The 17,927-nt window shown below is 65.7% G+C and carries 13 protein-coding genes; 10 read left to right on the top strand and 3 right to left on the bottom strand.

What is annotated here, in order from left to right; all coding sequences use genetic code 11:
* Positions 1 to 41: 41 nt before the first annotated feature.
* From ACFORO_RS20100 to ACFORO_RS20090, 3 genes are read left to right on the top strand one after another with little or no spacing between them, the layout of a single operon-like run.
* Positions 42 to 1,706, top strand: a complete 1,665-nt coding sequence (locus ACFORO_RS20100) for an amidohydrolase (RefSeq protein WP_377871672.1) — start codon at positions 42 to 44, stop codon at positions 1,704 to 1,706.
* The gene (locus ACFORO_RS20095) at positions 1,703 to 1,936 is read left to right on the top strand and encodes a DUF3311 domain-containing protein (protein WP_377871673.1); all 234 of its coding nucleotides are present in this window, start codon (positions 1,703 to 1,705) and stop codon (positions 1,934 to 1,936) included. Before ACFORO_RS20100 ends, ACFORO_RS20095 begins: the two co-directional genes overlap by 4 nt.
* Positions 1,936 to 3,375 (top strand): sodium:solute symporter family protein, encoded by a 1,440-nt coding sequence (locus ACFORO_RS20090; protein WP_377871674.1) that lies wholly within the window; start codon positions 1,936 to 1,938, stop codon positions 3,373 to 3,375. Before ACFORO_RS20095 ends, ACFORO_RS20090 begins: the two co-directional genes overlap by 1 nt.
* Here the strand turns inward: ACFORO_RS20090 and ACFORO_RS20085 are convergent.
* The 3 genes from ACFORO_RS20085 to ACFORO_RS20075 are packed head-to-tail and all read right to left on the bottom strand — an operon-like array spanning position 3,372 to position 6,851.
* The gene (locus ACFORO_RS20085) at positions 3,372 to 5,051 is read right to left on the bottom strand and encodes a cobaltochelatase CobT-related protein (RefSeq protein ID WP_377871675.1); all 1,680 of its coding nucleotides are present in this window, start codon (positions 5,049 to 5,051) and stop codon (positions 3,372 to 3,374) included. The genes ACFORO_RS20090 and ACFORO_RS20085 overlap by 4 nt on opposite strands.
* Positions 5,048 to 5,992, bottom strand: a complete 945-nt coding sequence (locus ACFORO_RS20080) for an AAA family ATPase (RefSeq protein WP_377871676.1) — start codon at positions 5,990 to 5,992, stop codon at positions 5,048 to 5,050. The genes ACFORO_RS20085 and ACFORO_RS20080 overlap by 4 nt, the downstream gene beginning before the upstream one ends.
* Before the next feature lie 13 nt (positions 5,993 to 6,005).
* A complete protein-coding gene (locus tag ACFORO_RS20075) occupies positions 6,006 to 6,851 on the bottom strand; it encodes an IclR family transcriptional regulator (protein WP_344273801.1) in 846 nt (281 codons plus the stop codon).
* Positions 6,852 to 6,996: 145 nt separating this feature from the next.
* Between ACFORO_RS20075 and xsc the strand changes: the two genes are divergently transcribed.
* From xsc to ACFORO_RS20040, 7 genes are all read left to right on the top strand, one after another.
* Positions 6,997 to 8,805: a sulfoacetaldehyde acetyltransferase gene (xsc, locus tag ACFORO_RS20070; RefSeq protein ID WP_377871678.1), complete on the top strand. Its 1,809-nt coding sequence runs from the start codon at positions 6,997 to 6,999 to the stop codon at positions 8,803 to 8,805.
* Positions 8,806 to 8,977: 172 nt separating this feature from the next.
* Positions 8,978 to 10,342, top strand: coding sequence for an aspartate aminotransferase family protein (locus tag ACFORO_RS20065; RefSeq protein ID WP_354742105.1), 1,365 nt, complete (start codon positions 8,978 to 8,980; stop codon positions 10,340 to 10,342).
* Positions 10,343 to 10,637: 295 nt separating this feature from the next.
* Entirely contained in the window at positions 10,638 to 12,002 is a 1,365-nt protein-coding gene (locus tag ACFORO_RS20060; RefSeq protein WP_377871767.1) for an amino acid permease, read from the top strand.
* A gap of 356 nt (positions 12,003 to 12,358) precedes the next feature.
* The gene (locus ACFORO_RS20055) at positions 12,359 to 13,105 is read left to right on the top strand and encodes a sulfite exporter TauE/SafE family protein (protein ID WP_377871679.1); all 747 of its coding nucleotides are present in this window, start codon (positions 12,359 to 12,361) and stop codon (positions 13,103 to 13,105) included.
* Between the two features lie 205 nt (positions 13,106 to 13,310).
* Positions 13,311 to 14,030, top strand: coding sequence for a sulfite exporter TauE/SafE family protein (locus ACFORO_RS20050; protein ID WP_377871680.1), 720 nt, complete (start codon positions 13,311 to 13,313; stop codon positions 14,028 to 14,030).
* A gap of 671 nt (positions 14,031 to 14,701) precedes the next feature.
* Positions 14,702 to 15,118, top strand: coding sequence for a hypothetical protein (locus ACFORO_RS20045; RefSeq protein ID WP_377871681.1), 417 nt, complete (start codon positions 14,702 to 14,704; stop codon positions 15,116 to 15,118).
* Positions 15,119 to 15,128: 10 nt separating this feature from the next.
* Positions 15,129 to 17,723, top strand: a complete 2,595-nt coding sequence (locus ACFORO_RS20040) for a tetratricopeptide repeat protein (RefSeq protein ID WP_377871683.1) — start codon at positions 15,129 to 15,131, stop codon at positions 17,721 to 17,723.
* Positions 17,724 to 17,927 lie beyond the last annotated feature (204 nt).

Genomic DNA, 17,927 nt, shown 5'->3' with positions numbered 1-17,927 from the left:
ACTGTCGTGGGGGCAGGACACGTGGACAAGGAGGTCCCATCGTGGGCGAACCCGCTGTATCCGCTCGTCCGGCTCCCGACCTGGTGGTGCTCGGGGGCACGGTGCTGACCCTGGACCGGGGCGGGACGCGGGCGTCCGCGCTCGCCGCCCGCGACGGCCGGATCACCGAAATCGGCGACGACCGCTCGATCGCCGCCCTCGCCGGTCCCGGAACGACAGTGCTCGACCTGGCCGGGCGCACCGTCGTCCCGGGTTTCGTGGAGTCGCACAACCATCCGTCGTTCTTCGGCATGACACTGGCCGCCCCGGTCGACGCCGGAAGCCCGCCCAACGACCGGATCAGCGACATCGCCGGCCGCGTCCGGCAGGCGGCGCGCGACTTCGGCCCCGGCGAATGGATCAAGGGTTTCCGTTACGACGACACGCTCCTAGCCGACAACCGGCATCCCACCCGGCACGACCTGGACCCGGCTTCGCCGCGCAACCCGGTCCTGCTCACCCACGTGACCGGCCACTTCAGCGTGGCGAATTCCGCCGCCCTGAACGCCGTCGGCATCACCGCGGCCACTCCCGACCCGCCTGGCGGGGTCATCGCCCGCGACGAACGCGGCGAACCGACCGGACTCCTCATCGAGACCGCGGCGTTTCTCGTCAACTCAGCGATGCCCTCGCAAGGCCTCGACGAACTGGCCGAAGCACTTCAGCTGGCCGACGCCGAGTACCTGCGGAACGGCGTCACTTCGGTGCACGACACCGGGGTCGGCCTGATCGGCGGCGGGCAAGAATTCGCCGCGTACCGGATGCTGACCCGCGCCGGAAAGCTGCACACCCGCATCCACGGCTACCTCTTCCACACCATCCTGCCCGGCCTCGCCGAAGGCACTCCCGAACCGCCGGACAAGTCCCATCCTGACGGATTCACCATGAACGGCGTCAAGATCGTCGCGGACGGTTCGATCCAGGGCCGCACCGGCTGCCTGGCCGAGGGCTACACCTGCGCCCCCGACGAGCACGGCATGATGCTGCTCGAACCGGACGACCTGTCCCGCCGCATCGCCGCGCTCGACGCCGCGGGCTGGCAGGTCGCCGTGCACGGCAACGGCGACGCGGCGATCGACGCCATCATCGACGGTTACGCCCGCCTCGGCGCGCCTGAAGGCACCGGCCGTCGGCATCGGATCGAACACTGCCAAACCGCCCGCGAAGACCAGCTCGACCGGATGGCCGAAAACGGCATCGCCGCGTCCTTCTTCATCAAGCACGTCTACTACTGGGGCGACCGGCATCGGGACGTTTTCCTCGGCCCGGAACGCGCCCGCCGGATCAGCCCGCTCGCGTCGGCCCGCTCGCGCGGAATCCACTTCGGACTCCACTCCGACACCCCGGTCACGCCGGTGCCGCCGCTGGAAGGCATCTGGTGCGCCGTCGCCCGGCAGACCAGCAGCGGCCAGCTGCTAGGCCCGGAACAGGCGATCGACGTCGAGGCCGCCCTGCGCGGCTACACGATCGACGCCGCCTATCTGGCTGGCGAGGAAGAGCTCAAGGGCAGCCTCGAAATCGGCAAGCTCGCCGATCTCATCGTGCTGTCCGAGGATCCGACCACAGTGGACCCGAGCCGGATCCGGGACCTGACCGTCGACGCCACGGTGATCGGCGGCCAGCTGGTCTGGCAACGCGATCCGATCCCGACGGGGGATGCCCGATGATCCGCAGCTGGCCGAGCCTGTGCATCGGGCTCGGTTTCCCCGCGGTAGCGATCCTCGGCGGAATCCCGCTGGTGGCGGGCTCGCCCGCGACGGTCGCCGGGTTCCCGCTGGTGTTCTTCTGGATGTTCCTCTGCTTCCCGCTGACCACCCTGTGCCTGTGGATCAGCTGGCGGTTCTTCGACCGTCGGCACTACCCGGCCGACAAGCCCGCGGCGAAGGAGGACCAGTAATGCTGATTCTCATTGTCGCCGTCGTCATGGGACTGTCGATCCTGCTCGCGCTCTGGGCGGGCCGCTCCTCGCGCGGCGGCGGGATCTCCGAATTCCTGGTCGGCGGCCGCTCGTTCCCGCCGTGGCTGCTGTACTTCCTGGCCGTCGGCGAGGTGTACAGCATCGGCACGATGATCGGCTTCCCGAGCGGGATCTACGCCCACGGCGCGAGCTACGGAATCTGGTTCCTCGGCTACATCCTGCTCGCTTATTCGCTGGGCTATTTCCTCGCCCCGCTGGTCTGGCGCGCGGCGCGCAAGCACGACGCGATGACCGTCCCGGACGTCTTCGGCCGCCACTACGGCAGCCGGACCCTGGAGCTGATCACCTGCGTCACGATGCTGATCGCGCTCGTTCCGTGGGGCCAGTACCAGTTCATCGGCCTGCAGGTGGTGCTGAGCAACCTCGGGCTGAAACTCACGCCCGTGCAGTGCGTCCTGCTGGCCGGGATCATCGCGTTCGCCTACATCGCCGTGTCCGGCATCCGCTCCCCCGCGTTCGTGTCGATCCTCAAGGACGCGTTCATGCTGCTCGGCGTCGTGCTCGTCGGGCTCGCCGCGGTGCTGGCCGCGGGCGGGACGTCCGGGGTGACCGGACCGGAGGCGCTGGCCAGGGCGCAAACCACGATGGGCGGCCAGGACCTGTGGTTCGCGATGACCACGATCCTGTTCCAGAGCGTGGTTTTCTACCTCGGTTTCGGCGGCGCGTACGTGTTCCCGGCGCGTTCGGAACGGGCGGTGAAGAGTTCGACGGTGTGGATGCCGCTGTACATGCTGATCTATCCGTTCCTCGTCTTCGCCGCCTACTACGGGCTGAAACAGCACCCGGGCCTGAAGAATCCGAACACCGTCTTCATGGTGACGGCAAAAGGTCTTCTGCCGGAACCGGTTCTGGGCCTCGTGGCCGCCGGTGCCGCCTTGTCCGGCGTGCTGGTGCTGTCCGCGACAGCATTGGCGATCGGCGGCATGGTCAGCCGCAACCTGGCCCCGAACGTCCGCCCCGCCGCACAACGGCGTTGGACGGTCGTGGCGGTGGCGGTGTTCCTGGTGCTCGCAGCAGTGCTCACGCTGACCGCCTCGACGCTCATGCTCACCGTGCTGAACCTGACCTACAACCTGCTCGCCCAGGTCGTGCCGGGCTGGCTGGCGATCCTGTTCGCCCGTCGGGTCCGCACCGCCGCCATCGCGACCGGCATGGTGGTCGGCGTGGTCACCGCGGTCGTCCTCTACGCGACCGGCGTCACGCTAGGCGGCCTCAACACCGGATTGGTGTCGATGGGCGTCAACATGGTGATCGTGTTCGGCTGGAGCCTGCTCGCCCCGGGCAAGCGCCGCTCTCCGATCGCCTTGGAGCGCAACGAACCGGCCGCGGTCTCGCCGGTCGCGCAACCGGCGGGCTAGCGACGCGCCATCAGATCGAGGATCTCGCGGAAAGCACGGAACCCCGTGCCTTCCGCGGCGTCCAGCGCCACGCTGCGGCGGTAGTACGCACTGAGATCCAGCCCGACCCCGATGCCGTACACCTCCGTCTCGCTCCGCTCCAGCCCATCGGCCACCCGCACGAGATGGCGATCGAGGTAACGCTCCTCGTTGGCCAGCACGGTCGCGCCGTCCATCGGACTTCCGTCCGACAGCACGAAAACCAGCCGCCGCCGCGCCTCGCACGCCCGCGCCCGTTCAGCCGCCCACGTCAACGCCTCGCCGTCGATACCCTCGCGGAACAGGTCGGCTTTGAGCAACGCCGCGACGTCCCGCCGAGCGCGCCGCCACGGCGTCGCAGCGTCCTTGAACACCAGATGCCGACGCTCGTTGAGCCGCCCGGGCTGTTTCGGCCGTCCGGCGCGCATCCAGTCCCGCCGCGCTCGTCCGCCGTGCCAGGCGCCCGTGGTGAAGCCGAGAATCTCGCAACTGGAACCGGCGAGATCGAGCGCGCGAGCGAAGAGATCAACCAGCACCGCAACGGTTTCCCGGTGCGCCTTCATCGAACCTGAGCAGTCGATCAGGAACGTCACCAGCACGTCCGCGACCGGTTCCGTCCGCTCGACCCGGAACACGCGATGGTCCGCGGGCGTCGCGATCAACCGCGCGAGGGCACGGCCGTCGATCTGGCCTTCCTCCTGCGCGCCGTCCCACCCGGACCGCTCCGGCTCAGCGAGCACCGCGGTGAGCTCCCGCGCGAGCCGAGCCACGTTGACGCCCTGCTTCGCAACCCGAGCGTCGAGCCGTTCGCGCAGCTCCCGCAGCAATTCCGGACGCACCAACGGTCCCGCCCGATCCTCGCGGTCGTACGCGGTGGTGAAAACCCGATACTGCCCGGCCGCCACCGGTCCTTTGTGGTCGCCGAGGCCCGCGATACCGCCTTCCTCGCTGCCGGTTTCGTCGTCGAAATCCAGCAGCAGCGCGTACGCCGCGGCTTCCGCTTCGTCCTCGTCCTCTTCGGACTTCTCCGGCTCCAGCAACGCGGCGACCGCTTCAGCCAGCGCCCGCGCGTGTTCGGCGAACGCGGCCTGATCAGCGCGATGCCGCCGAAGCCCAGCCAACTGCACACCAAGCATCGGCGCGATGGCCGCCCGAGTCGCCTCGATCAGATCCTCAGTCTCTTCCACGACCGGCTCGCCAGTGATCCGAGCCCGCGCGACCTGCGCGACGGTGTAAATCAGCACGCCGCGCGCCGTCTCGGTCAGTCCACTGTGGTGCGCCGACAGCGACCAGCGTTCGTGCCGCCGCCGCACATTCGCTGTGACACCGGGAAAACCGGCCGGAACCAAGGACTCAACCCGGAACTGCTCCAGCAACTCGAACAGCAGCCGCTCGACGCCGCCGTCGGGCCGCAACCGCTTGTGCAGCGCCCGATCGGACCGGCTCAGGTGCAACGCCATCCCGTCCGCCGCGCCGCGAAAGGACCGCAGATCTTCGTCGTCGGCCAGCAAATGCGGCGCGGGCATCGGCACCGGACGGGTCCCGCGATGCAGGCGCCCGCCCCGGAAATGCGCGTCCGGCGACCCGCTGACCGCCCGGATCGCCGCCGCGGACAGCTCCTCGACCTGCTGGCGCCGCCGCGTCTCGGGCGTGCTCACGCCGCGGCCAGCTCCTGGTCGAAGCACCGCTGGAAGTACTCGGCGACGACCGGGCGTTCGGCCTCGTCGCATTTGTTCAGGAACGTCAACCGAAACGCCAGCGCCGGGTCGGTGAAGATCTCGCAGTTCTCCGCCCACGTGATGACCGTGCGCGGCGACATCAGCGCCGACAGATCACCGGCCCGGAACCCTTCGCGGGTCAGCCCGGCGACCGCCACCATCGCCTCGATCACCTGCGCGGACAAGCCCGGCACGCGCGCCCGCACAATCGCGGTTTCCTCTTCGGGGGCCAGATAATCCAGCGCCGCGACGATGTTCCACCGGTCGATTTGCGCGTGGTTGAGCCGCTGCACGCCGTGGTAAAGCCCGTTGAGATTGCCCAGCCCCACGGTGTTGGCCGTGGCGAAAAGCCGGAAACCCGAATGCGGGCGCAGCACGGTGTTGCTGTCGATCAGGGTGAATTTGCCGTCCCGTTCGAGCAGCCGCTGGATGACGAACATGACGTCCGGCCGTCCCGCGTCGTACTCGTCGAGGATCAGCGCCGTCGGCCGCCGCAGCGACCACGGCAGGATTCCCTCGCGGAATTCGGTGACCTGCTTGCCTTCGCGCAGCACCACCGCGTCCTTGCCGACGAGGTCGAGGCGGCTGATATGGCCGTCGAGATTCACCCGCAGACAAGGCCAATTCAGCCGCGCGGCGACCTGTTCGACGTGCGTGGACTTGCCGGTGCCGTGCAATCCCTGCACGAGCACGCGCCGGTTGTGCGCGAACCCGGCCAGCAACGCGAGCGTCACGTCCGGGTTGAAGCGGTACGCCGGATCGATCTCGGGCACGTGCTCGTCGGGTTCGGCAAAGCACGGGACTGTCATGGACGAATCAAGACCGAACGCCTCGCGCACGGCGATCCGGGCGTCGGGACCGTTGCCGCTCAACGGGTTCATCGGGGGACCTCCGTCAGGACGGGATGCTGTCGGCGTCGTCGGCCGACCCCTCGGCCTCGACCTCCTTGATCGCTTCGGCGGCCCGCTGCAACGCGGGAAGCGCCTGCAAGGCCTTGTCGGCGGTGAGCCGCATGACCGGGGCCTGCACCGCCACCGCCAGGTTGGACCGGCCGGTGCGGCTGGGCACCAGCACCGCCACGCACACGAGCCCGGGCAGGAATTCCTCGTCGTCCAGCGCGAAACCGTCGCGCCGGATGCGGGCGAACTCCTCCTCCAGCGCGTCGAGATCGGTGACGGTCTTGGCGGTGTACTGCTTGAGCGGAGCGTGCGCCAGGAGCTTGCGCCGCTGCGCCGGGCTCATCTGGGACAGGATGATCTTGCCGCTGGCCGAGCAGTGGATCGGCACGCGCGAACCGGGCCGCAGGTAGAACCGCAATGGCTCAGGAGTTTCGACGCGGTCGAGGTAGACGATCTCGCTGCCGGACAGCGCGGTGATGTTGCAGCTCTCCCCCAGCTCGTCGACCAGGTGGTTGAGCACCGCGCGGCGCGCGCCGTGATGCGTGGCGTTGAGCAGCAGGTTCTCCGCGAGGCGGCGCAGCCGGTCGCCGGTGCCGTAATGCCGCCCGTCGGCCTGGCGCACGAGCAGTCCCGCGCCTTCCAGCTGCTGCAGCATCCGGTGCAGCGTCGGCTTCGGCAGGCCGGTCTCCTCGACCAGGCCCTGCAGCGTCACCAGCTGGTCCTTCGCCGCGATCAGCTCGAGCAGCGCGAACAGCCGCATGGTCGGGGTGTCTCCGTCGAGGCCCGCGCCGTCCGGCTCGCGCACGAGTTCCACGGCGCTGGTCTTCCGCAACTCACTCACGTTCCGAAAACTAGCACATCCTGTCTCGTTTTCCATCAACTGCCGGTTGACCTCCCGCGCATGGCGTCCTATCGTCCATCGCGTTCAGCTTTCACGAACCTCACGTACCGAAAACCAAGACTTTCAGCGTCGAAGGAGTTCAACCATGGCGGAGAGGAAGACGGGCGACGGCCGCACCGTCGTCAGCGGGCCGGCGAAGATGACCCCGTCGGAGGCCTTCGTCGAGACGATGGTGGCCAACGGCGTCACCGACATCTTCGGCATCATGGGCTCGGCGTTCATGGACGCGATGGACATCTTCGCGCCGGCCGGCATCCGGCTCGTCCCGGTCGTGCACGAGCAGGGCGCCGCGCACATGGCCGACGGCTACGCCCGGGTGAGCGGACGCCACGGCGTGGTCATCGGGCAGAACGGCCCCGGCATCAGCAACTGCGTCACCGCGATCGCGGCGGCGTTCTGGGCGCACAGCCCGGTCGTGATGATCACGCCCGAGGCGGGCACGATGGGCTCCGGCCTCGGCGGCTTCCAGGAGGCCAACCAGCTGCCGATGTTCCAGGAATTCACCAAGTACCAGGCGCACGTCAACAACCCGAAGCGGATGGCCGAGTACACCGCGCGGGCCTTCGACCGGGCGCACGCGGAACTCGGCCCGACCCAGCTGAACATCCCGCGCGACTACTTCTACGGCGAGATCGAGACCGAGATCCCGGAACCGCAGCGGCTCGACCGCGGCCCCGGCGGCGAGAGGACCCTCGCCCAGGCCGCCGAACTGCTGGCCACCGCGGAGTTCCCGGTCATCATCTCCGGCGGCGGCGTCGTCATGTCCGACGGCGTCGAGGAGTGCCAGGCGCTCGCCGAACGCCTCGGCGCGCCGGTCGTCAACAGCTACCAGCACAACGACAGCTTCCCGGCCAGCCACCCGCAGTGGTGCGGCCCGCTCGGCTACCAGGGCTCCAAGGCCGCGATGAAGCTGATCTCACAGGCGGACGTGGTGATCGCGCTCGGCACCCGGCTCGGCCCGTTCGGCACCCTGCCGCAGCACGGCATGGACTACTGGCCCAAGGACGCGAAGATCATCCAGATCGACGCCGACCACAAGATGCTCGGCCTGGTCAAGAAGATCACCGTCGGCATCTGCGGCGACGCGAAGGCCGCCGCCGCCGCGCTGACCGAGCGCCTCGTCGACCGCACCCTCGCCAGCGACGCCACCCGCGACGAACGCGCCGGGCGCATCAAGGCCGAGAAGGACGCGTGGGAGGAAGAACTCACCGAGTGGACCCACGAGAAGGACCCGTACTCCCTCGACATGATCGCCGAGCAGGAGGGCGAGGAGGGCAACTGGCTGCACCCGCGCCAGGTCCTGCGCGAACTGGAGAAGGCCATGCCCGCGCGGGTGATGGTGTCCACCGACATCGGCAACATCAACTCGGTCGCGCACAGCTATCTGCGCTTCGAGGAGCCGCGGTCGTTCTTCGCGCCGATGTCCTTCGGCAACTGCGGTTACGCCCTGCCGACCATCATCGGCGCGAAGGCAGCCGCGATGGACCGCCCGGCGATCGCGTACGCCGGTGACGGCGCGTGGGGCATGAGCATGGGCGAGGTCATGACCGCGGTGCGGCACGACATCCCGGTCACCGCCGTCGTGTTCCACAACCGCCAGTGGGGCGCGGAGAAGAAGAACCAGGTCGACTTCTACGACCGCCGTTTCGTGGCAGGCGAACTGGAAAGCGAGAGCTTCGCCGGGATCGCGCAGGCGATGGGCGCGGACGGCATCGTCGTGGACAAGCTCGAGGACGTCGGCCCGGCGCTGCAGAAGGCCGTGGACGCGCAGATGAACGAGGGCCGCACGACGGTCATCGAGGTCATGTGCACCCGCGAGCTGGGCGACCCGTTCCGCCGCGACGCCCTGTCGAAGCCGGTGCGGTTCCTGGAGAAGTACCAGGACTACGTGTAATCCCCCGCTTCGCGAACAGCTGAACCGGCCGGGCCTTCGCGCCCGGCCGGTTTTTCGCGTCCGGACACCGGATCTGGCACTAGTGATCGGCCTCTTTCTGGCTCTGGGCGTGGACCAGAAAGATTGCGATCGTCGACACATTCCCGTTCTCGCACACACAGGAGGTCGCCAGGTGAACGTCACGGAGCTGCGGGCCACTGCCCGCCGACACCTCGGGCCGCACTTCACGCGCAAGGACACCTGGCAAAGCGAATTCCCGGTGTTCGTCCGCGGCGAGGGCAGCTATCTCATCGACACCGAGGGCCGCCGCCACCTCGACGGTCTCGCCGGGCTGTTCTGCGTCAACATGGGCCACGGCCGCGCGGACATCGCCAAGGCCGCGGCCGAGCAGGTCGGCACCCTCGCCTACGCCAGCAACTGGGGCTCGGCGCACCCGCCGTCGATCGAGGCCGCCCGGATCATCGCCGACCTCGCCCCCGGCGACCTCGGCACCACGTTCTTCGTGAACTCCGGTTCGGAGGCGGTCGAGACCGCGCTGAAGTTCGTCCGGCAGTACCACCGCAGCCAGGGCGCCCCGGAGCGGACGAAGATCATCAGCCGCGAAATGGCTTACCACGGAACGACAATGGGCGCGCTGTCGGTCACCGGCCTGCCCAAGATCAAGGAGCCGTTCGGCCCGCTGCTGCCGGGCATCCGGCACGTCCCGAACACCCTCGGCCTCACCGGCGACTGCGGCCCGGCCGACCAGCTGGACTGCGTCCGCGCCATCGAGGCGGTCATCCTCGAGGAAGGCCCCGAGACGGTCGCCGCGGTCTTCGCCGAGCCGGTCCAGAACGGCCGGGGCGCGCTGGTCCCGCCGGAGGGCTACTGGCCGGCGCTGCGGGCGCTGTGCGACAAGTACGGCATCCTGCTGGTGTCGGACGAGGTCATCTGCTCGTTCGGCCGCCTCGGCCACTTCTTCGGCCACGGCCTGACCGGCGTCGTACCGGACCTGATCACCTTCGCCAAGGGCTCCACCTCGGGCTACGCCCCGCTCGGCGGCGTGATCGTGCGCGAGCAGCTGGTCACCGAGCTGTACGACTCCCCGAAGGGCGGCGTCTTCACCCACGGCGCGACCTGGGGCGGCCACCCGGTGTCGACGGCCATCGCGGTCGCCAACATCAGCGCGATGCGCGACGAGAAGGTGCCCGAGCACGTGTTGGAGGAGGGCCCGAAGCTGCACGCGGCGTTGGAGTCGCTGAAGGACGCGCACCGGTGCGTCAAGGACGTCCGGGGCACCGGTTTCTTCTACGCGATCGAGCTGATGGCCGACCGCGACGGCGGCCGCGAGCTGACCAACGAGGAGTCGTTGACGGTTCTGCGGGAGGTCCTGCCGGAGTCGTTCCGCCGCACCGGGGTCATCCTCCGCGGCGACGACCGGGGCGCGACCATGCTCATGATCTCGCCGCCGCTGGTGGCCGACACGGACGTGCTGGACGAGCTCCTGCACGGCGTCGACGGCATGCTCACCGACGTGGAGAAGGCGATCCAGCCCTGACGGATAGCCGGGACGGGCGCTGGGTACCTCTTTGTTCCAAAGGTGCCCGGCGCCCGTCCTGCTGTCCGGAATCGGGTCGTTCTGGTACCGGAGCATCGCTAGCATCTGGCTCTCGCGGAGGGACCTGTTCCTTCCTACGGTGACGGGAACCACACAGCAGCTCTCAGCGACATCGCGGCGGCAGTCGGCGCGGGGACATCGAGGTCCCCCGGCGCCGCCGGAAGGAGGAGACGTGGGTTCTGCACCGGAAACAGCCGCCCAGAGCGGTCTCAAACCGGGCCTCAAGCAACGCCACATGAATCTGATCGCACTGGGCGGCGTGATCGGCGCCGGCCTGTTCGTCGGAAGCGGCGTGGTCATCCAGTCGGCCGGGCCCGCGGCGGTGGTCTCGTTCTTCATCGCCGGCCTGATCACCGTGCTCATCATGCGGATGCTGGCCGAAATGACCGTCGCGCGGCCCGCGCTCGGCTCGTTCTACGTGTACGCCAGGGAGGCGATGGGCAACCGGGCGGGCTTCACCGTCGGCTGGATGTACTGGTACTTCTTCGTGATCGTGGTCGCCGTCGAAGCGGTGGCGGGCGGCCGGATCCTGCAGCTGTGGCTGCCGAGCGTGCCCCTGTGGGTGCTCAGTCTGGGATTGCTCCTGCTGCTGACTCTCACGAACCTGGTCTCCGCGCGGTCCTACGGCGAATTCGAGTACTGGTTCTCCTCCATCAAGGTCATCGCGATCCTGGTGTTCCTGGTGGTCGGCGCCCTGTACCTGTTCGGCGTCTGGCCCGGTTCCCACGGAGGCGTCAGCAATTTGGTCTCCCACGGCGGCTTCGCCCCCATGGGCATCGGCGCGGTGCTAGCCGCAGTAGTCCCCTGCGTCGGCTTCTACACCGGCGCGGAGATCGTCACCATCGCCGCCGCCGAATCCGCCGAACCGCGCCGCGCGATCGCGAAAGCCATGCGCTCCATCGTGTTCCGCGTCGTACTGTTCTACGTCGGCTCGGTCTTCGTGGTGGTCGCGGTGAAGGCCTGGAACGCCCCCGACACCGCCGTCAGCCCCTACGCCGCGGTCCTGGACGTCCTGGGCATCCCCGCCGTCGCGACGATCATGAACGCCATCGTCCTGACAGCGGTGCTCTCCTGCCTGAACTCGGCCCTGTACACGTCGTCGCGGATGCTGTTCGCCCTGACCCGCAACGGCGACGCCCCGAAGATGTTCACGAAACTGTCCCGCAGCGGCGTCCCCCGCCGAGCCATCATCGCCGGGACGGTTATCGGGTACGTCTCCGTTATCGCGGCCTACACCTCGCCGAACCTGATCTTCCAGTTCCTGGTGAACTCCTACGGCGCGGTCGCGCTGTTCGTGTACCTGGCCATCGCCCTGGCCCAGGTCCGGCTGCGGAAACGCCTGCAGAACACCGATCCGGGCGCACTCTCGCTGAAAATGTGGCTCTTCCCGTGGCTGAGCTACGCGACAATCGCCCTGATGGCGGCGGTCATTCTGGCCATGGCGTTCCTCCCGTCGACCCGCTCGCAGTTCTGGCTGAGCGCGGTGACCCTGGTGCTGATCCTGATCGCGTACCAGGTCCGGAAACGCCGTCCGGCCGGTCCCGCGGCGACCGCGGAGAAGGACGCTTCGCGGGGCGAGGCCGGGGTCGCTTCGCCCTGATCCGGTCTGTCCAGCCGGGCGTCCGGTCTGCCGGTTCCCGAGCAGATCCTTCGCCCGGCTGGACCGCACCCGGGTTCCCGCGACCACGCGGGAATCCGGCCCGCGCACGAGTCGTTCGCGGCCACTCGTCACCCCCGTGCTCGGCACGCGACTGGCCCGCACCCAGGTTCCCCAGACCGCCGACGAGCCGGTCACTCCTCGCCGAGGTCAGCCCAGCCCGTCCAGCTGGCACCTAGCGATGCCACGATTCTGGACCTACCGCCGCGACCAGACGTCCCGCAAGGTAAACCGATCCGCCCGCGTCGTGGAGGTCAGATGCCGCACCCGCCCAGGGTCCCCGCTCCCCCAGCGCACCGATGACCTTCTGGCAGCTGCCCCCGGCAGCGATGGCCTTCGCCGTCGCCGCCCTGCTGGCCGGCGGCCTGATCCGCGGCTACTCCGGCTTCGGCGCGTCTTTGGTCTGGGTGAGCTGCCTGTGCCTGGTGCTCCCGCCGCCCGCGGTGGTCCCGAGCACGCTCCTGCTGGAAGTAGCCTCCAGCGTGACCCTGCTGCCGAAGTCCTGGCCCGACGCCCACCGCCCGTCCGTCCGCTGGCTCCTGACCGGTGCGCTCCTCGGACTGCCGACCGGCATCTGGTTCCTGGCAGCGCTGCCCGAACGCGCGACAAGACTGACCGTCGGACTGGTAGTCGGACTCTCCGCGCTGGCCCTGGCTTTCAGCCACCAAACCCGGCGCATGCCCGGCCGCGCCGCCTGCGCAGGCATGGGAACCGCCTTCGGAGTCCTGAACGGCGCCTGCGGAATGGGCGGCCCGCCAGTAGTCCTGATGTACCTGGCGTCCCCGCTGCCGATGGCAGTGAACCGCGCAAGCCTGGTCGTCTTCTTCCTGGCCGCCGACTCGATGACCGTCGCCACCGCCGCCACCGGCGGCCTGCTCACGGGCGACGTCCTCCTGCAAACCGCCCTCTTCCTCCCCATCGCTCTGGCCGGAGTCGCCGCCGGAACCTGGCTGTACGGCCACGCCCGCGGCGACGCCCGCCGGATCGTGCTCGGCATCCTCGCCGTACTGTCCCTGGCTTTGGTCGGACAAGCGGTGGTCACGTGACCCTCACCAACCAGACCGCATCTCCCGATCCTCACCACGCTGCCGCAACCCCGCCTGCGCGTCTCCTTCCCCCACCAGGCACCGTCCCGCGCCTCGCCACGACGCCCCCTCCCCGACAGCGCGGGATTCCCTCCTCCACTTACCAAGCAACGTCACCACCTGCCGACCCCCGCGCACCTCTCCCCTCCACCCGCCAGGCAACCCCATGATCCTCGGCGCACTGGCCATCGCCTTCGCAGGCTTCATCGGCGGCCTGACGGGATTCGGCGCGTCCCTGGTCGGCACTCCCCTGCTGCTGCTCATCGGATTCCCGCTGCCGCAAGTGGTCGTGATCAACCTGATCGCCACCATGATCACCAGGCTCGCAGTGCTCCACCGCGAACGAGCCCACATCGCCTGGCGCCGCGTAGCAGTTCTAGGCGCCGCAAGCCTCCCCGGTGCCGCCGCCGGCGCACTCACGCTGCACCTGCTGCCGCCCCACGCCCTCCGCATCCTGGCAGGCACCGTGGTCGTACTCTCCGGCCTGCGCCTGCTGCTCCGCCCGACTGCCGAACCCCACCCCGCAACCACCACGAAGCAAGCCCTCGCCGGTCTACTAGGCGGCTACCTCTCCACCACCACTTCCTTGAACGGCGCACCACCAGCCGTCCTGCTGGCCTCGGCAAAAGTCCCCCCAAGAACCTTCGTCGGCGACCTCGCAGGCTATTTCGTGGTGACCAACTGCCTGTCCCTGCTGCTCCTGGTCACCGCAGGCCAGTTCGACACCACCAACCTGGGCTCCCGACTGCCGATCCTGGTCGCAGCCGCCCTAGCCGGAAACATCCTCGGCGGCCGCCTCATCGGCCGCGTCCCGCGCACAGTGTTCGACCGAGCGATCGTCGGCCTGATCGTGGCGTCCGGCGTGGTGACGATGATCAGCGCCTGACCCAGGCTGCGCCCCTCAGCCTTGGACCGCTTAACGCCACACCCCGACTGGCCCGCGCGTGGCGGTCAGCGTCCGCCTGTACTTGAGCCGAGTACTCAGCACTAAGTGAGATCGATGTTCGCCGAGCGTGCCAGCGGCTCACTGGCAGATCCCGAGCCACCGCCGACCAGCGCGAGCCCGGCCCGGTCGCAGGGGTTGCACGAGGAGACCAGCCTGGAACTACTCTATAACGCAAAAAACGGATGGTCTCTACGACCATCCGCCCGCCCCGTAGGGCTAACCTGTGTCCGAGGGGCGAGTTGCTCACTAGCTACACGTCTGCTCCTGCCTGCATGATCGCTCAGCAGGGCATATCGCCATGAATATAACAAATCGGCAACACTTGCCAGGGTCGTCGGCGCTCAGTCTTAAGGTTGCCCGGCAGCGGCAATGATCGACTGCCCTGATCTGGCGACTCGCGACAGGCTTCCGACCTGTTAGAAATAGGTTTCCGAGCCACAGGCACCCCGAGATACACGATGCGATAGAGCGACGCCCTGAGGACACGTTTTGATCACATCCGTAACATATGCATGAATCCAAGCGAAGTAGAAGTATGGCCAACCAGAAAGATCCACTCGTGAATCGACTTTGAAAACTTCAAGAAACAAACCGGGGACCTAGGGAGAAATATGGATGCTGAAATTGTAGCGCTAATCAACTCTGGAGTAACTTCACTGCTTGGGTTGATGGTAAAGGACGCATGGGAACGGTCCAAGAAGTCAGCCGCGTCACTTTTCAGTACTGACAAAAAGGTTATTTCAGCCATTGAATCAGAACTTGACGAAACAAGTGATCGCCTTAAATTTGCTCTAAGTTCAGGTGATACGGAAGCTGAAGCAGAAGTAGCCGCGGAGTGGCGGAGTCGCCTCCGGCGAGCCGTTTGTAGCGATGACTCTCTGCTCGTTGCACTGCGCGCTTTCGTGGAAGAGAATAAGAACTCTGAGGAAGGCTGCAATCGTCACTATGGGAAGGTGGCAATGAAAGCGAAGGCTCGCGACAGTAGTCGCGTCTATCAGCAAGGCAGCGGAACCCAGTACAACCACTAGGGTAATCAAAATGAGTTCCGAGTATTACCCGTCATTCTCCCTCGAAGGCAAAGCTGACCATTCGGGCCGCATGAGTCAGCAAGGGCAAGGGTATCAGTTCAATATCGACCAAGTTTTCATAGCTTCTGGACAAAACCAAGTCTCCACTTGGGCTGCTCAGTATGAAAGTTGGCCACTTGTTCGGGAATTGGATCCGCTTGAATTTGGAGTGCATCGAGCACCAATTAACCAAGGAAACGCTGTTCCTCCGTACGTAACACGCGACGTCGATTCCGAAGTGAAAATAAAGCTTCAACAAGTCTGTAAAAGTGGCGGGCTGGTGTTGCTAATCGGAGACTCCACGGCCGGAAAGACTAGAATAGTCTACGAGACTCTACAGGAAATAGCGCCGACCAAGCGGCTCTTCAGGCCGTTTGACAAGTCGGACCTTAGGGCATCAATTGTAACAATCATCAGCAATCGTAAAGAGTCTTTGGTATGGTTAGACGATCTCGAACAGTACTTAGGTCCAACAGGCTTAACATCGCCACTTGTTGCTTACCTTAAACGTGCGGGAGTGGCAATAGCGGCAACGATTCGAGGCGAGCAGTACCAACGATTTATTCAACTTGCTCCCGACCATGTGCATGACAATTTAGAGCAAAGGTCTGACTTTCAGCGGATACTTGACCTCGGCCAGTCGGCTATTGTCCGACGGCGGTGGAGCGAAGCAGAGCTCCAGCGGGCGGCAAAATCCAAAGATGTCCGCGTAATTGAGGCAGTTCAGCACTCCGAATTATTCGGTATAGCTGAGTATCTGGCAGCTGGGCCTCGCCTTTTGGATGAGTGGTCTGTTGCATGGGGTGCCGAGATGAACCCTCGCGGTGCGAGCTTGATCGCCACTGCTGTGGATTTTGCTAGGGCTGGCATCAGTGCCCCCATTCCCCGCGCTCTGCTTGTAGAGCTACATGAACTTTACCTAGAAGAGGCGGGTGGGGCGCTCCTGCGACCGGAGGGGCTTGAGCAAGCCTTCTCATGGGCCACCAGGAGAAGATCGGGTGTTGCAAGCCCGCTGATACCTCAAAATAACGGTCAAAGCTATCGAGCTTTCGACTATTTGGTGGACGCGCGGATGCGAAACGACCAAGAGAAGCCTATACCCGAACTGCTGTGGACAAGGGCAATTGGCCTTGCCGAAACAAATAACGGCCTTATCGGGGTGGCGTCAGCTGCCAGACGACACGAACTAATCAACGTCGAGAAGATGTCATGGGAGCGACTTTCTCAATCTGGCGATCCGCTGGGCGCGATGCGACTTGGCACACTGCACGAGAACTTGGGAGAGCACGACTTAGCTTTTAAATGGTATGAAAAGGCTGTAGAGCTAGGTAATCCGGATGGATTCACGCGTATCGGACTAATTCACGAAGGTCAACATGATTCTTCGATTGCTGAGAATTTTTACCGTAAAGCGGCGGAAGCTGGTAATGCTCACGGGATGAACCATCTTGCATTGCTGCTGCGAAAACAAGGAGATATCGATCAGTCAGAGCGCTGGTACCGAATGGCTGTTGAAGCAAAAAGAGGGGAGAAGTCTCCCCTTGATGTGTCCATGAATTTGGCATCCTTGCTCGCTGAGACCAACAGGCTTGAAGAAGCTGAGTCAATCTATCGAAAGGCTGTTGATAGCGGCGAAGATGAGGCATTGAATGGCCTCGGGTACCTTTTAGAGCGGTCGGGGAGGCGAAGCGAAGCGCTCGATCTTTGGCGTCAAGCCGTAGACAAGGGGGTTGCAAATGCGGCTGCAAACCTTGCGCTAGATGCCGAAGAGAGAAACAAGCTACGCGAAGCTCGAGAATGGTGGCAGAAGGCCATTGAGCTGGGGTCGGAATCTGCGGTACTTCGCTTAGCGATTAACTTAGATAAATCAGGAGGCTCGCGGCGAAAAGAGGCCAAGAAGTTCTTCGATGAGGCGATAAATCTTGAGGTAGATGGTTCTGCGTACAGTTACGCTGTCTTCTATTCTCGGCAGGGTTTGTACGAGGATGCCGTGACGTGGGCGCGCAAATCTGTTGAACTGCGAGAAGAGAAATCGCAGGGATTACTGGCCTCAATACTCGATAAGATACCGGGCTCTGAAGACGAAGCGGCGCTATGGTGGCGACAAGTCGCGGAGGGTGGAGACACGGAATCTCAGGTCCGACTAGGCGAACTCTTGGCTGAAGCTAATGAATTCGAGGAAGCCGTTAGGTGGCTCACGCCGGCAGCTGAAGGTGGAGATGTCATTGCGGCGTGCACATTAGGCTGGGTCTACTCCTGTCTGCGGGACCGCCCCAAGGCGGAGGCGAATTATCGGGCAGCCGCTGACGCCGGTCATGCTCATGCCGCTTGCAATCATGGTAGTCTTCTTATGGCATTTGGCGAGACAGAGGCAGCTTTGGAGCGCTTCAGGGAAGCGTATTTTTCCGGACATGCTCACGTCTCAGAGGATATTGAGAAAATCTATAGGTCAACTGGTCGTGGGCGCGAAGCTGCAGAGTGGCTTCGCCGCTCAAAAACTGGACTCCCGAACCCCAAGGGAAAGAATATTAAAAAGGGAAAAAATAAAAGGCGAAAGAGGCGTTAGAACGCGCCGGACATACAACAACGACCAGCCTGAGTGGTTGAAAGCCCGCTGAAGATCAACACAGTCACAACGACGCTCACGGTGGTAGCTCGGCGGTCGGTGCTCTAGCTTGCGGGTAAGTCGCTGGCCTTCTTTGAGCTGCCTTATCATCGGAACGCCCGCCCGCAGCCTGGTTGGCAAGGCTGCGGACTTGCACGCTGCGCC

The sequence above is a fragment of the Amycolatopsis halotolerans genome (assembly GCF_042647905.1).
Classification (GTDB): domain Bacteria; phylum Actinomycetota; class Actinomycetes; order Mycobacteriales; family Pseudonocardiaceae; genus Amycolatopsis; species Amycolatopsis halotolerans.
The sequence above is the reverse complement of the archived record's forward strand: the minus strand, read 5'-3'. Positions and strand labels throughout refer to the sequence as shown.

Coding starts and splice junctions, on each gene's coding strand:
- ACFORO_RS20095 (WP_377871673.1), top strand. CDS start 1,703: ATGATCCGCAGCTGGCCGAGCCTGTGCATCGGGCTCGGTTTCCCCGCG.
- ACFORO_RS20055 (WP_377871679.1), top strand. CDS start 12,359: ATGACCTTCTGGCAGCTGCCCCCGGCAGCGATGGCCTTCGCCGTCGCC.
- ACFORO_RS20090 (WP_377871674.1), top strand. CDS start 1,936: ATGCTGATTCTCATTGTCGCCGTCGTCATGGGACTGTCGATCCTGCTC.
- ACFORO_RS20080 (WP_377871676.1), bottom strand. CDS start 5,992: ATGAACCCGTTGAGCGGCAACGGTCCCGACGCCCGGATCGCCGTGCGC.
- ACFORO_RS20045 (WP_377871681.1), top strand. CDS start 14,702: ATGGATGCTGAAATTGTAGCGCTAATCAACTCTGGAGTAACTTCACTG.
- xsc (WP_377871678.1), top strand. CDS start 6,997: ATGGCGGAGAGGAAGACGGGCGACGGCCGCACCGTCGTCAGCGGGCCG.
- ACFORO_RS20060 (WP_377871767.1), top strand. CDS start 10,638: ATGAATCTGATCGCACTGGGCGGCGTGATCGGCGCCGGCCTGTTCGTC.
- ACFORO_RS20050 (WP_377871680.1), top strand. CDS start 13,311: ATGATCCTCGGCGCACTGGCCATCGCCTTCGCAGGCTTCATCGGCGGC.
- ACFORO_RS20040 (WP_377871683.1), top strand. CDS start 15,129: ATGAGTTCCGAGTATTACCCGTCATTCTCCCTCGAAGGCAAAGCTGAC.